The 14086-nt window shown below is 65.6% G+C and carries 13 protein-coding genes; 6 read left to right on the plus strand and 7 right to left on the minus strand.

The genetic code is table 11. The annotated features are described in order from the left end of the window. Window positions 1-39 precede the first annotated feature (39 nt). Complete coding sequence (locus EV641_RS07560) at window positions 40-1983, plus strand: ketoacyl-ACP synthase III (protein WP_054719202.1); 1944 nt, start codon at window positions 40-42, stop codon at window positions 1981-1983. Between the two features lie 113 nt (window positions 1984-2096). Next, entirely contained in the window at window positions 2097-2498 is a 402-nt protein-coding gene (locus EV641_RS07565; protein WP_132471331.1) for an excalibur calcium-binding domain-containing protein, read from the plus strand. Between the two features lie 63 nt (window positions 2499-2561). On the opposite strand, the gene EV641_RS07570 is transcribed toward EV641_RS07565, so the two are convergent. The 4 genes from EV641_RS07570 to EV641_RS07585 are packed head-to-tail and all read right to left on the minus strand — an operon-like array spanning window position 2562 to window position 6115. After that, complete coding sequence (locus tag EV641_RS07570; RefSeq protein WP_132471332.1) at window positions 2562-3275, minus strand: maleylpyruvate isomerase family mycothiol-dependent enzyme; 714 nt, start codon at window positions 3273-3275, stop codon at window positions 2562-2564. Between the two features lie 12 nt (window positions 3276-3287). Continuing rightward, a complete protein-coding gene (locus tag EV641_RS07575) occupies window positions 3288-4109 on the minus strand; it encodes a fumarylacetoacetate hydrolase family protein (protein ID WP_132471333.1) in 822 nt (273 codons plus the stop codon). A gap of 5 nt (window positions 4110-4114) precedes the next feature. Beyond that, on the minus strand, window positions 4115-5185 hold the full coding sequence (locus EV641_RS07580; RefSeq protein WP_132471334.1) for a cupin domain-containing protein: 1071 nt from the start codon (window positions 5183-5185) through the stop codon (window positions 4115-4117). Between the two features lie 57 nt (window positions 5186-5242). Further along, window positions 5243-6115 (minus strand): IclR family transcriptional regulator, encoded by an 873-nt coding sequence (locus EV641_RS07585; RefSeq protein WP_132471335.1) that lies wholly within the window; start codon window positions 6113-6115, stop codon window positions 5243-5245. A gap of 138 nt (window positions 6116-6253) precedes the next feature. Between EV641_RS07585 and EV641_RS07590 the strand changes: the two genes are divergently transcribed. From EV641_RS07590 to EV641_RS07605, 4 genes are all read left to right on the plus strand, one after another. Beyond that, window positions 6254-7420 carry an aromatic acid/H+ symport family MFS transporter gene (locus EV641_RS07590; protein WP_241996924.1) on the plus strand — a complete coding sequence of 389 codons (1167 nt, stop codon included), beginning with the start codon at window positions 6254-6256 and terminating at the stop codon, window positions 7418-7420. 36 nt (window positions 7421-7456) lie between these two features. After that, entirely contained in the window at window positions 7457-8653 is a 1197-nt protein-coding gene (locus EV641_RS07595) for an FAD-dependent monooxygenase (RefSeq protein WP_132471337.1), read from the plus strand. A 101-nt stretch (window positions 8654-8754) separates the two neighbouring features. Next, the gene (locus EV641_RS07600; protein ID WP_199233180.1) at window positions 8755-8913 is read left to right on the plus strand and encodes a hypothetical protein; all 159 of its coding nucleotides are present in this window, start codon (window positions 8755-8757) and stop codon (window positions 8911-8913) included. Window positions 8914-8992: 79 nt separating this feature from the next. Then, window positions 8993-9652 (plus strand): SDR family oxidoreductase, encoded by a 660-nt coding sequence (locus EV641_RS07605; RefSeq protein WP_132471338.1) that lies wholly within the window; start codon window positions 8993-8995, stop codon window positions 9650-9652. A gap of 98 nt (window positions 9653-9750) precedes the next feature. Here the strand turns inward: EV641_RS07605 and EV641_RS07610 are convergent, their stop codons facing one another. The 3 genes from EV641_RS07610 to EV641_RS07620 all read right to left on the minus strand — a co-directional run bounded on the left by EV641_RS07610 (window position 9751) and on the right by EV641_RS07620 (window position 14086). Beyond that, a complete protein-coding gene (locus EV641_RS07610) occupies window positions 9751-11649 on the minus strand; it encodes an FAD-dependent monooxygenase (RefSeq protein WP_132471339.1) in 1899 nt (632 codons plus the stop codon). A 3-nt stretch (window positions 11650-11652) separates the two neighbouring features. Next, window positions 11653-12990 carry an MFS transporter gene (locus EV641_RS07615; RefSeq protein ID WP_132471340.1) on the minus strand — a complete coding sequence of 446 codons (1338 nt, stop codon included), beginning with the start codon at window positions 12988-12990 and terminating at the stop codon, window positions 11653-11655. A gap of 160 nt (window positions 12991-13150) precedes the next feature. Continuing rightward, window positions 13151-14086 (minus strand): LysR family transcriptional regulator, encoded by a 936-nt coding sequence (locus tag EV641_RS07620; RefSeq protein ID WP_054718072.1) that lies wholly within the window; start codon window positions 14084-14086, stop codon window positions 13151-13153.

Below are 14086 nucleotides of genomic sequence, written 5' to 3' on the forward strand. Positions count from 1 at the left end.
CCCCATTCCAGCCACATTCACTGAACGGTTTCATTTCACATGCAGTCATTCGAGCTCAATCGGCACGGCAAGATCGTCTTTCCTTCGAACTTCTTTCCCGACCTCGATTTCTCAGCGTTCACCAGCGTCGAGCACCTCGACTCGGTGATCCGCCGCGATTTCGACACGAAGGCACCCTCGGTCTCGGAAATCCTCTCGCGTAGCGCTCAGGGAGTCTACAGATCCAAGTTCGAGCTCATGCGCGACATGGCTCTGAGTGGGTTCTGGGCCAATCGGTTTGCGCTCACCATGTTCGACAAGACGCCGACGCGGTGGGCCGATGTCCCCCGTAACCGCGACGATATCTACATGCCGACTCTCACGCCGTGGCCCGAAGCAGCCGAGCGCATGGCTTCCGTCCAGGCCGCGTTCCGTGAACTGCCTGCCGCATGGAACGACTCCGCCGAAGATCTCATCTTCGCCCGTCTGTTCAACGTGTTCGGTGCCCGCCGGCACATCGCCGGGTCGTTGCCCACCGTCAAGCCGACGGTCGAGCAACTGCTCGCCGACCCGTCCAACATGACGCTCCGGATCGGCAACCACGATCCGAACTTCCCGACCTACACGTACGACGAGATCCTCGACAGCAGCGAGGACGTCGCCGAACTGGAGGCCCTCGGCCGGTGGTCGATGGTGCTGCACAACCAGCACCCGTACAACCGCAACGACCTGCAGGTCGTCAAGGTCTCGGAGCTGAAGGACGACGATTACGTGGTTGTCTTCCAGCCGCGCGACCGTGAAGTCCAGCGCTTCATCACCCGTGCCACGTCCGGCAAGACGCGCAAGGGTGTGGGTTATACGCGCCCGACTCCTGTACCTCCGTCGAAGCCCTACCCGGCCATCGACGTCAGCAGGGAGTTCACACTTCGGCCGCGCATCGACGCGATCGCGGTCGCGCACGGCGACACTGTCTGCACGAACGAGGACCTCATCCGGAACACGGCGTACAACTGGTCGCCGATGACCGCTGAGTCCATCGCCGAGAAAACCGGAATCGAACAGCGCCGCTACACTTCCGGCACGTTCGAGGATCTCGCATTGTCGGCAGCGAAACAGGCCGTCGAGCATGCGAAGGTCGGTCCCGAGGACATCGGCGCGGTCATCGTGTGCACGTGCACGAGCGGACGGTTGATCCCGTCGCTCGCCACATGGATCTCCGGTGAGCTCGGAATTGCGCAGAGCCACGCGTCGTTCGATCTGATAGCTGCGTGCGCGGGCATGCCCTACGGCCTGGCCGAGGCAACGCGGATCATGCAACAGGTCAAGCGACCGGTACTGGTGGTGTGCGTCGAGAAGTTCTCCGACAAGATCGGCAATGTGCGCCCCTCTCGGATGATCTTCGGTGACGGCGCAGCGGCGATCGTCGTCTCGCCCGCGGACGAGGGCGCCGACTCCGACATCGAGTACTTCAACAGCTATGCGAGTGGGCCTACGAGCGAGGTCAACTCGATCATCTGGCCCAACCCGGACTTCGACAACTCCATCACCGTCTACGGTCCCGAGGTCAAGTCGCTCGCCGGTCGCTACCTCGCGCAGATGCTCGACGAGATCAAGGAACTGCCCGCACCGGCCGGTAAGGACGGGTCGCTGCTCGACAACATCGACCTGATCGTGCCGCACCAGGCGAACAAGACGATGATCATCGAGCTCGCCGCGAACGCCGGACTGTCGGCAGATCGCCTGTATTTCAACATCGAGCAGGTCGGCAACGCGTCTTCGGCGAGCATCCCGCTCGCGATCCACGACGCCGTCCGCGACGGTGTCATCGACAAGCCGATGCGCATCTTCGCACCCGGATTCGGTGCCGGCGCAGTCGCGGGGTACACCGTCATGCACATCGATCCGCAGGTGGTCGTGCCGTTCCGTCACGCGGAGGAGCACGCTGAGATCGATCCCACGCATGGGGAGCCGTCACCGTCCGATGTGGAGCTCGCGTTCCGCTAGTAGACCATTTTGTGCCGATCGTCCCGTTCGCAACGTTTTCTGCGGACGGGACGATACCCATTTCGAGGTCGCATTTCCCGGATGACCTCGACATGATTCGAAAGGCATACCCAATGAAAATTCGGCGTCTGACTGCCGCAACTCTGAGCTTCCTGGCCCTGACGGTCGTTGCTCCCGCTTCTGCGAACGCGTTCACCCTGGTCGATCTCCTCCCCAAGGGCGTAGCCGATCTGATTCCGAGCGGATCGTGGAACCCGTTCGCGCCCCCGCCGCTTCCGGCGCCCGAAGCGCCGCAGCCGCAGCCGCAGGACCTTCCACCGGCACCGGCACCGGCACCGGCACCGCAGCAGTCTGCCCCCGCACCTGCACCGCGTTCGGCGCCGAGCGGCGGATTCAAGAACTGCACCGAAGCGTGGAATGCCGGGGCAGCACCTGTCTACCGCGACGATCCGGGATACGCACCGCGCCTCGACCGCGACAGCGACGGCATCGGCTGCGAGAACGATCCGCGCTGATCCTGATACAGGTAGAGGCTCTTCCGTCCGATCCGACGGAAGAGCCTCTACATAGTTGTGATGTCAGAGCCAACTCGGGGGTGTCAGCTCTCCCCCTTCGACTCCGACGGCGCCACGGCCGGCAGCCCAGCGCACGACAGCGGGAAGTGAGCCCTGCACCTTGTGGGTGATCTCGGAATCCTCCTGCACCACGACCGGGGTGCTGCCGTCGACCTCGATCGCAATACCCGCACCGAGATCTTTCTTGCGCCACATTCCGACGATGTCGTCGAGCAGAGACTCGAGGACGACCGTCGGGAAGTCGCTGAAACGTCCGCCGTCGTCGAGGTCGACTGCGTGGATCCACACCTCGCGGGTGCGCATCCACGCAGTCTCCTCCGCGGGAACAAGTCTGCCCTGTGCAGTACGCACCTGCGCCTGCCATGCCGACTCCGGCAGGTTCCGCCACTTCTCGTCGAGCCGTGCGACGGTGTGGGCGAACAGGTTCCGGAGCGCTGCGGGACTCAGCGTGGCTCCCTCTGCGATCTCCTGGCCACGCTGCTCGGTCGATGAGTACATCGGGGTCTCGACACCTGTTGCAGCCCAATCCAGAAGCCGGCACAGGGCCGCGGCGTTGTACCCGATATGTGCGACGAGGTGCCGTCGGGTCCACCCGTCGAGCAGGGTCGGTCCGTCGAGTTCGTCATCGGTCAGCTCCGCTAGCCGCTGCGACAGATATGCCGTGCCGCGCCGGGCGATCAGCAGACGCTCGGAGAGTTCGAGATCGTTGAATCCCACGTCCGGGTTCTCCTATTTGATGATCGTCTTGTTCTTGACGGTGCCGAGGCCTTCGATGGTGACCTCGACAGTCTCGCCGTTCTGGATGTACCGCGCGGGCTTGCGGGCGTGGCCGACGCCGCCGGTGGTGCCGGTGATGATGACGTCGCCGGGCTGCAGGGTGACGATGTGCGAGATGTAGTCGACGAGCTTGGCAGGGGTGAACACCAGGTCCTGAGTGTTCGAGGACTGCATGATTTCACCTTCGAGAACGGTCTCGATCTTGGTGCCGAGCGTGTAGTCGGTGTCGAGGAACGGTCCGAAGCCGCTGGTCTTCTCGAAGGTCTTGCCCTGGTCCCACTGCAGCGTGCGGTACTGGTAGTCGCGCATCGTGTAGTCGTTGATCACCGAGTAGCCGGCGATGTAGTCGGCGGCGTCGTTCTCGGTCACCTGGTAGGCCTGCTTGCCGATGACGACAGCCAGCTCCGCTTCCCAGTCGAGCTGCGCACCGGCGTACTCGGGCACGATCACGTCGTCGTAAGGTCCGGTGAGCGCTTCCTTGAACTTCGAGAACAGGGTCGGGAACTCGGGCAGGTCGCGACCCATCTCCTTGATGTGCGTCGCGTAGTTCAGACCGACGCAGACGATCTTGCCGGGGCTCGGCACCACGGGTGCGTAGTCGGCGTTCGTGAGGTCGACGATCTTGCCCGAAGCCTTATCGGCGATGGTCTTCCAGTCGGCGTTACCGAGCAGCGCGGACAGGTCGGCGTAACCATCGATCACGGTTGCGGCCGAGTCGCTGTCGACCCTCACTGCTGCGGTGGTGCCATCGAGGCGGAGAGTGGCGAGTCGCATGAGTTTCAGGCTCCTTCGGAGATGATGGTGCGGTTGAAGTGAAGTCGTTCCACGATCGGCGCATCCGAGAACGCGAACAGGTCGACGCCGTTGTCGGTCTCGAGCGACCATTCCGTCCAGGACGGCACCACGATCATGTCGCCCTTGACGACGTCGTGGCTCTGATCGCCGAGATGGAAGCGGCCTTCGCCGTCGAAGACCTGGAACACCACGGAGCCGACGTCACGGCGTTCACGGGTGTGGGCCCCGGCCCGGAGACGGTGGAACTCGGCACGGATCGTCGGCATGACGTCGCCGCCGGTGGTCGGGTTGGTGTAGCGGACCGCGGCGTGGCCCGGCTCCGGGGTCGCGGCGTAACCCTCGTCCTCGAGTGCGAGCTGTTCATCGAGAGCGCGGTCGGTGTGGACCCAGCGGTAGCACGCGATCGGCGAGCTGGTCTTGCGGTCCAGTCCGACGAGCGGACGCAGACCGGGATGCACCCAGAGCCGCTCGGAGCGCGAAAGATCGGGGGTGCTCTCGTCGGTCACGCCGTCGGATCCGAATTCGAAGAATCCGGTGTCGGTGTAGTGCACGAACGGAATGTCGAGTCCGTCGATCCACGCCATCGGCCGATCGGTCTCGTTGTGGTGGCCGTGGAAGTTCCACCCGGGCGTGAGCAGGAAGTCGCCGCGACGCATCGCGACCGGGTCGCCGTTGACCACGGTCCACACGCCCTCGCCTTCCACGACGAAACGGAAGGCGTTCTGGGAGTGACGGTGCTCGGGGGCCGTCTCCTTCGGACCGAGGTACTGGATCGCCGCCCACAGGGTGGGAGTGACGTACGGGACGCCACCGAGTCCGGGGTTGGCCAGCGCGATCGCGCGGCGCTCGCCACCGCGGCCGACCGGTACGAGATCACCGGCGCGCTGCGCGAGCGGGTACAGCGTCGACCACTTCCACACGAACGGCACCGCCTTGGACGTCGGAGCCATCGGCATGAGGTCGCCGAGCTGCGTCCACAGAGGGTTCAGGTTCTCGGTGGCGAAGTCGTCGTAGAGCTTCCGGAGCTCGGGGTCCATGGGTTCGGTGGCGGTCATTGGTCTCCTCGTCAAACGCGCAGCACATGTCCGGCTTGCCGTCCAACGTATGTCCGGTCACTCGTCGAGCGATACGGTTTTCTTTTCTGCAGAACTCTTGAGGAGCGACGGTTCGATGCTCGCGACGTCCACCTGTATGCCGCGGACGGCAGCGTGCATCTGGTTGACCAACTGCCCGCGTAGATGCGCCCGGTAGCGGGTGACAGGCACCGCGGCGGTGAGCGCCGCAATCGCGCTACCCCTGCCGTTGCGAATCGCCACACCGAGTGCAGCGACTCCTTCCTCGGTGTGCTCGACGTTGACCGCGAACCCCACCTTCCGCGCAGCCTCCAGCTCGTGGACGAACACCTCGAACTCCCCCACCGCCATCCTCCGATCGGTGTCGTACGCCGGCGAAGACCCCTGATCGATTCGGGGCTCGTCGGCCGGACGCAGGTACAACTGCTCCAGAACCGCGCGCGGCTGCTCTGCCAGGAGGATGCGCCCACCCGCTGTGAGCTCGGCCGGAAGAACCTGACCTTGCCGATCGCCCACACGCAGGATCGATTCGGTCTCCGCGGTCCACAGGAATCGCGCTTGCGACCCGATCCTGATGACGAGGTTGATCGTCTCCCCTGCCAGTGCGGCGAGCGCCTCCATGTGTGGCCGTGACAGTTCGGTGAGTTCGCGGGTCCAGCCCTGCCGCGCCGGCCCCACTCCCATCGCCGGCCCTGGGTGGTAGATCCGCTTCTCGTCCTGCACTGCGAACCCGCGGTAGACCAGCATGGCGAGCAGTCGATGTGCGGTCGACGGTGCGGTCCCGAGCTCTTCCGCAGCTTCCTTCAATCGCAGCGCACCCACATCACGCAGCATCTGGAGTAGGCGAAGCGCATTGTCGACCGACTCCAGGGCATAGGTAGGCCGCTCGATCCTGCCTGGCTTCTTCTGCATAGCAGAACTCTATTGCATGGCGGTGCTACGCACTCCCAAGGTGGAAAAATGCACAAGCCCAACGGGGTCGTCTCCTCGACAAGTGACGGCCACATCGTCCTCCCGCGCGGCAACGTCATCGCCGTCATCGTGTGCTGGATGTTCGTCGTCTTCGACGGCTACGACCTCATCGTCTACGGCAACGTCATTTCGAGCCTGCAGGACGAGTGGGGCATCAGCTCCGCGACGGCGGGCACCCTCGGGAGCCTCGCGTTCGTCGGCATGATGATCGGCGCGGTCCTCGCCGGCCGGCTGTCCGACGCGATCGGACGCAAGCAAGCGGTCATCGGATGCGTCGTCGTGCTGTCGGTATTCACCGCGCTGTGTGCGATCGCACCCGGACCCGCCGTCTTCGGCATCCTCCGCCTGATCGCCGGAATCGGCCTCGGCGGACTCGTCCCGACATCCAATGCGCTTGCAGCCGAACTCGTCCCGAACAAGTGGCGCGCAGCCGTCGCGACCATGATGATGTCGGGCGTACCGATCGGTGGCAGCATCGCCGCGCTCGTCGGCATCCCCGTCATTCCCCACTGGGGTTGGCGACCGATGTTCCTGTTCGCACTCATCCCCCTCGTCGTACTCGTGCCGCTTGCCCTCAGGACCCTTCCGAGCACCACGACGAAGGCCGATCAGAAGGCCGGCGCAAGCGGTTTCACAGCACTGCTCGGCTCACAGTTCCGTCTCATCAGCATCATGTTCGCCGCCGTCACCATCGTCACCCTTCTCGCCTGGTACGGACTCGGCACCTGGCTGCCGAAGCTCATGCAGGGTGAGGGCACCGATCTCGGCAGCGCCCTCACCTTCGCACTCGCCTTGAATCTCGGTGCGGTCGCCGGATCGTTCATCACCGCCTGGGGTGGTGTGCGATACGGATCGGTACCGACCAGTGTCATCGCGGCGGCGATTGCCGGCGTCTCCCTGCTCGCCCTGTTGCTCGATCCTCCGGTCGCCGTCGTCTACCTCATCTTCGTGCTTGCCGGCGTCGGTACACACGGCACGCAGGCACTCATCATCGCCGCCGTTGCCTCGTACTACCCGGACCACCTCCGTGGTACCGCGCTCGGCTGGGCGCTCGGCGTCGGGCGTATCGGCGCGGTCGCCGCTCCGCAGGTCGGTGGCTGGCTACTGGCCGCGGGACTCGGCGCCGACTCGAACTTCATCCTGTTCGGTATCAGCGCACTGGTCTCGTCGCTCCTGCTGACCGTGATCTGGAAGAAGTTCCCCACCAGTCATGACGCGGCTCGCGTCCCGGTCATGGCCCACTGATCCGACCTAACCTCGAAAACGAAGGAGCCTCACCTCATGTCCGATCTGAAGGACGCACGGGTCCTCATAGCCGGCGGCGGCATCGGCGGCGTCGCCAATGCCCTGGCCCTCTCCCAGAAGGGCGCCCAAGTCACCCTTTTCGAGCGCGCCCCCGAATTCGGCGAGGTCGGCGCCGGCCTTCAGATCGGGCCCCACGGCAGCCGGATCCTCCAGTCACTCGGCGTCTACGACGAGGTGATCTCCAAGGGCGTTCTGCCCAAGAACCTCGTCTTCCGCGACGCCGTGACCTCCGAGATCTTGACCAAGGTCAACCTCGGGCACGACTACCAGCAGCACTACGGTGGCGTGTACTTCGTGGTCCACCGCTCCGACCTGCATTCGGTGCTCGTCGAGGTTGCCCGCAAGGCCGGCGCGGATCTTCGCGTCAGTTCGACCGTGCAGGACGTGATCACCGAGGGCGACACCGTGCGCGTCATCCTCGAGGACGGCTCCGAGCATGTCGGCGACGTCGCGCTCGGAATGGACGGCCTGCACTCGCGCCTGCGACCGAAGCTGCACGACGACAAGCCCGTCGGCTCCGGATACGTCGCGTTCCGCGGCACCTTCCCGATGAACGAGGTTCCGCTCGAGGAAGAGATCGAGGACGTCGTCGGCTACATCGGCCCGCGCTGCCACTTCATCCAGTACCCGCTGCGCAACGGCGAGATGCTCAACCAGGTGGCCGTCTTCCAGTCCCCCGCGTTCCTGCGCGGTGAGGAGAAGTGGGGCAGCCCCGAGGAATTGGCACACGCCTACGACCACTGCCACCACTCGGTCAAGGAAGCGTTGAAGTATCTGTGGACCGACCGTTGGTGGCCGATGTTCGACCGCAACCCGGTCGACAACTGGGTCGACGGCCGCATGCTCCTGCTCGGCGATGCCGCACACCCGCCGCTGCAGTACCTGGCGTCGGGCGCAGTCATGGCTCTGGAGGACGCCCGGTGCCTGGCCGACTATGCCTCCGAGGATCTTCGGGGCGACACGAAGAACTGGCCGAAGATCCTGCGCGACGTCAATGCAGAACGTGCACCGCGCTGCAACCGCATCCTCACGGTCGGCCGAATGTGGGGCGATCTGTGGCACCTCGACGGGGCGGGTCGCGAAGCGCGGAACGAGTTGTTCCGCATCCGCGACACGTCGAGCTACAAATACACCGACTGGCTGTGGGGCTACAGCTCCGACCGCACGCACTGAGCCCGCGGCTTCTACCGCTGATGACCGAATGTCACCCCGAGTCACTTGGACTGACCAAGGGTGACATTCGGTCATCAACCGGTACATCCGACGAATCGAACATGTTCGGTCCCAATGCATTTCTCTCCCCTGGACGCGAGTCCTACGACGGAATCCACGGCTCGTGGCGCGACCTGCGCAACGCACCCTCGCCCGGTGGCACATCGACGATGACGATCGCCGAGCATCTCGTCGACACGGCACTCGAACGGCTCCGCTGACGCGCTCCGGACACACGGACCCGTTCAGGCAGGCATGCTGGGAGGCGGCACTGATCCCGAACACCAAGGAGCACCCGACATGGCACGCATCGCACTCTTCGGCGGACACGGCAAGGTCGCACTGCACCTCGAACGACTGCTCGCCGATGCCGGCCACGAGACCAGTGCGTTCATCCGCAACCCCGATCACGCCGACGACGTCCGCGCTGCAGGCGGCACACCGGTGGTGGCCGACGTCGAGCAACTCGATATCGCTGCGCTTGCCGAACTTCTACAAGGCCACGACGCGGTCGTGTGGTCGGCGGGTGCCGGCGGCGGCAACCCGGAACGCACGTATTCCGTCGACCGCGACGCGGCCATCGAGTCGATGACCGCAGCGCAACAGGCCGGCGTCCACCGGTATGTGATGGTGTCGTATTTCGGGGCGCGCCCGGACCACGGCGTGCCCGAGGACAACAGCTTCTATCCCTACGCAGAGGCGAAGGCCGCCGCCGACGCGCATCTGCGCGGCACCGATCTCGAGTGGACGGTTCTGGGGCCGAGCGCCCTCACGCTGGATCCGCCGACCGGACGGATCGAGATCGCCGGTCAGGGCGCGCGCGACAAGGGGCAGGTGTCGCGCGCCGATGTCGCCGGCGTCGTCGCTGCGGTGCTCGAACGTCCCGATACCGCGGGTCGCACCATCGAATTCAACAACGGCGATACCCCGATCGCCGAGGCACTCGACGCGCTCGAGTAGCCGTTCGACCCGACGACGTCTTACGGCGACATGGCCGAATGTCACCTTCATCCAGTCCAACTGAATGAAGGTGACATTCGGCCATAGTGCAGCGGGGATCAGGCCTGCGGGGCAAGCTCCTCGACGCGCACCGGGGAAGTGTCGGAGGCGGCCGCGATGGCCTCCTCGAACTGCCGGTGATCGACCTGGGATCCGAGCATCAGCGCGAGGCGCGCAAGGAACCCCTCGCGATCGTCCTCAGCGGCCTGGTCGAGGGCGGTCGACAGACCCAGCCACACGTTCTCGCGACGCTGCTCGTCCGCCGTGACCTGCTCGGCCGGGCGTGCGGGCAGCGCATCACCGGCTGGTGCGACACCCGCGTGCAGTGCAGCCGCGACCCCGGAGAGCTGCGCGACCGGGACGCGACACAGCAGCAGACCGTCGGGACGGATGACGAGCGCTTCGCCCGCGGTCGCACCGAGCGCCCCCGCGAGGTCGGCGGCGTCGAGGACGGTGACGCCCTCTGCAGCAGCACTGTCGACGGCAAGTGCACGGACACTCTCGGGCGACAAGGCTTCGCCGAGTTCGGTGGCCGCAGTCGCGAGCGCTTCACTGCCTGCCTCGTCGAGTCCGACGCCGAGCACCGCGAAGCCGGTGCCGCGTGCGACGTTGAGAGAGCTGTCGGCACCGCCGACACGCACCTTGCGATCCTCGACCGGGTCGCCCGGGAGCACGCCGTCGATACCGGTCGCGACCGGCCAGGTGAGCGGGGAGAGCCGGGCGTGGGTGGCGCTGGACTGACGCGGGTTGATCAGGTGACCGAACTCGGGGCGGCCCACCGCGAGCGCGAGCACCGCGTCGCGGGTGGTGCGGTAGCCGTGGCTGCCCGGGCTCATGATGAGCGTGGACTTGCCGGCGTTGGCGACGTTCTGCTCCCACGCATTGTGGCGCTCGAAGGAGTACGCCTGCAGCAGGGCCTCGTCGGCGTTGCCGTGGATGACGGCGGCGAGCTGCCACGCGAGGGTCTCGGCGTCTTCCATGCCGGAGTTCAGGCCGCGCACACCGAAGATCGGGACGAGGTGCGCTGCGTCGCCGGCGAACAGGATGCGGCCGTGCGTGAACTCGTCGAGTGCGAGTGCGCGGGCGCTGTAGAAGCCCTTCCACTCGAGCGTCCACGGCAGGTCGTTCTGCAGCCAGTCGAGGTGCTTGGTGATGCGGGCCCGGATGGCGTCTTCCTGGGTCTCGATCTCGGCGTCCTCGGAAGGGTCGAGCTGGTAGTCGATGCGCCAGATGTTTCCGGGTTGCTTGTGCATGATGATCGTCGAGCCCGGGTTGCTCGGCGGGTCGAACCACACCATCCGCTCTGCGGGCAGATCCGATTCCCAGTGGATGTCGGCGATGACGTAGCGACCCTCGTAGCTGGTGCCCTGCAGACGCAGACCGGCGAGCTCACGCATGCGGCTGCGGCCACCGTCGGCAGCAACGACGTAGCGGGCGCGCAGATGGCGCTTGCCGTCGGCGGTGTCGACCTCGAGGGTGATCTCGTCGTCGCCGCGCAGGATGCCTGCGATGGATGTCTGCCAGTACAGCGTGATGAGGGGGTTCTGCTCGATGGTGTCGACCATGATCTGCTCGAACTCCGACTGGGAGACGTTGATCATGGGCGGGCGCACGTCGAAGTCGCGCAGCGGCATCTCGAAGTGCAGGACCTGCTCGTCGCGGTAGTAGCTGCGGCCACCGACCCACGGGAGCACGATCTTCTCGAGTTTCCTGCCGAATCCGAGGCGACCGGCGGCTTCGAGGCTGTGCCGGGAGATGCAGATCGCGCGGCTACCGAAGGACACCTGGTCGGCGACCTCGATGATGGTGACGGGGATACCGCGTTGTGCGAGTCCGAGTGCGGTAGCCATGCCGACCGGTCCGGCACCCACGACGACGACGGGGAGCGTCTCGTCGGACGGCGTCATCGACTCGAACGTCGCTGCGGGGTACTTGGGAGGCTGGTAGTAGGTCGACATGGGTCAGACACCTTCCTGCGAGGGGGACTGAGCCTGCTCGGTGCCGGTGCCTGCGGAGGGCACACGCAGGAGCAGGATGCTCATCAGGCTGATCAGGGCGATCAGCACGAAGTAGCCGGTGATGGACATGGAGGTGCCGGTCGCGGCGAACAGCGAGGTCGCGATCATGGGAGCGAGACCGCCGCCGAGGATCGCACCGACCTGGTAGCCGAGGGACGCGCCGCTGTAGCGGATCTTGGCGGGGAACAGTTCGGCGAACAACGCGGACTGCGGGCCGGCGCAGCATCCGAGGGTGAATCCGAGGGCGATCATGGCCAGTGCCATCACCGGCAGGATCGCGGTGTCCATCAGCGGGAAGAACAGGGCAGCAGCGACGACGAGCGCAGCGGACGCCTTGATGTAGATGTTTCGGCGGCCGACGAGGTCGGAACGCCAGGCGCTGTAGGCCATGCCGGCCATCCAGAACGGGCAGGAGGCGATGAGCAGTGCCAGCATCGCGGTCTTACTGTAGCCGAGTTCGGTTTCGCCGTACTTGAGCACGTAGACCATGTAGGCGTACGCGATGCCGTTGGTGGCGATGAACGTGCCACCGGCCAGCAGCACGGTCTTCCAGTGCTTGGTCAGCACCTCGAGGATCGGCATCTTTTCATCGACGTCGGCGGGAGCTTCCTTGGCCGCCTTGAACTCGGCGCTTTCCTCGAGTCCGAGACGAATCCACATAGCCACGATGACGAGGACCGCCGACATGAGGAACGGCACGCGCCAGCCCCACGAATTGAAGGCGTCTTCGCTAAGGAACGCGGTCAGCGGAAGGTAGACGAGGTTCGCGATCAGTACACCAGCGGGCACACCCAGCTGGGGCGCCGCTCCGTACAGGCCACGTTTGCCTGCGGGGGCGTTCTCGGTCGCGACGAGCACTGCACCGCCCCATTCACCGCCCACGCCGAGGCCCTGGATGAAGCGCAGAGCCACGAGGAGGATCGGGGCAGCCACGCCGATGGCGGCGTAGTTCGGCAGCAGGCCGATCGCCACCGTCGCGAAGCCCATGAGCAGCAGCGACGTGACGAGCATCGACTTGCGGCCGATCTTGTCACCGAAGTGACCCATGACCACGCCGCCGATGGGGCGGGCGATGAAGCCGACGGCCAGCGTCGCGAAGGCAGCGAGGGTGCCGGCGACATCGGACGAACCGGGGAAGAACTGAGGTCCGAGTACGAGCGCTGCAGCAGTGCCGTAGATAAAGAAGTCGTACCACTCGATTGCGGTACCGACGAAGCTGCCCAGCGCGGCTTTACGCGCGGCTTCGGCCGACGCCTGCGGCGGCGAGTCAAGGACGGTCATGAGTACTGGTGCCCTTCGGCGAGATGTAACGGGGGTGCGTTCCGGTTAACGAGCGTTCGGACGCGATACGAACATCATGAGGGCGATCACATTCGTTTGAAAAGCGGATAAAGTCGGGGATGAATCACAGGAAAACCGTTATTAGAAGGGTTTCCCCAGTTCATTCGGGTACTTCGTGCTCCCCTGCAGTGAGCACGAAGTCCACAAAAGTCTGCGCGACACGACTCTGCAGCGCGTCTTTCCGCCATGCGAGGAGGATTCCGACGGGAGCCGGCTTCGGTTCCGCAAACGGCCGCACGGCGATCGGGAGCCCCTCGTAACTCACGTCCTGCGCGGGGCGCTGCAGCAGCAGCGTCCACCCCAACCCTCGGCCGACGAAGGATCGGGCGGTCTCGTAGTTCTGGGTGCGGTAGGCGACCACCGGCGAGAATCCTGCTTCGGCGCACAGGCTCATCGCGTGGCCCGAACTCGGCGGCGCATCGAGGATCACCATGGGATCCTGCGCGAGGTCCGTCAGTCGCACCGGCTCCCCCGACAACGCTGCCGGGTGTTCGGCGGGCAGCAGCAGCATCGGCTGTCTGGAATCGAGCAGGACGGTCTGGAGCCCCGGATCGAGCTCGAGGTCGTACAGGAATGCCACGTCGAGCTCACGGGAGTCGAGCAACGCCCGCAACCGGTCCTGCGTGTCCTCCCGGAAATCGACGCGCGCCCGCGGATGCGCCTCGGTGAATCCCGCGATCAACGACGGCAGCAGAGTCGGCCCGAGAGACGGATAGCACCCCACGGCGACAGGACCGACGACCGACCCCGCCTCGGAGTGGGCATCACTCTCGAGTTCCGTGGCGAAATGCAGGACGGTCTTGGCACGCTCGAGGACCGCATGCCCGGTCGGGGTCAACCGCACCCCGCGGGCCCGCTGCCGCACGAACAGTGTGACGTCGAGTGCCCGCTCGAGATCGTTGATGGAGGCGGACACCGCCGAGTGCGACATGTGCAGCGCGTCGGCGGCCGCGGTGATGGTCCCCCAGTCCGCGACGGCGACGAAGGCCGCCAGCTGACGGATGGTGTAGGCGGGCACGCCCTCGGATCTGGCCAT

The organism is Rhodococcus sp. SMB37 (genome assembly GCF_004345605.1).
Classification (GTDB): Bacteria; Actinomycetota; Actinomycetes; order Mycobacteriales; family Mycobacteriaceae; genus Rhodococcus.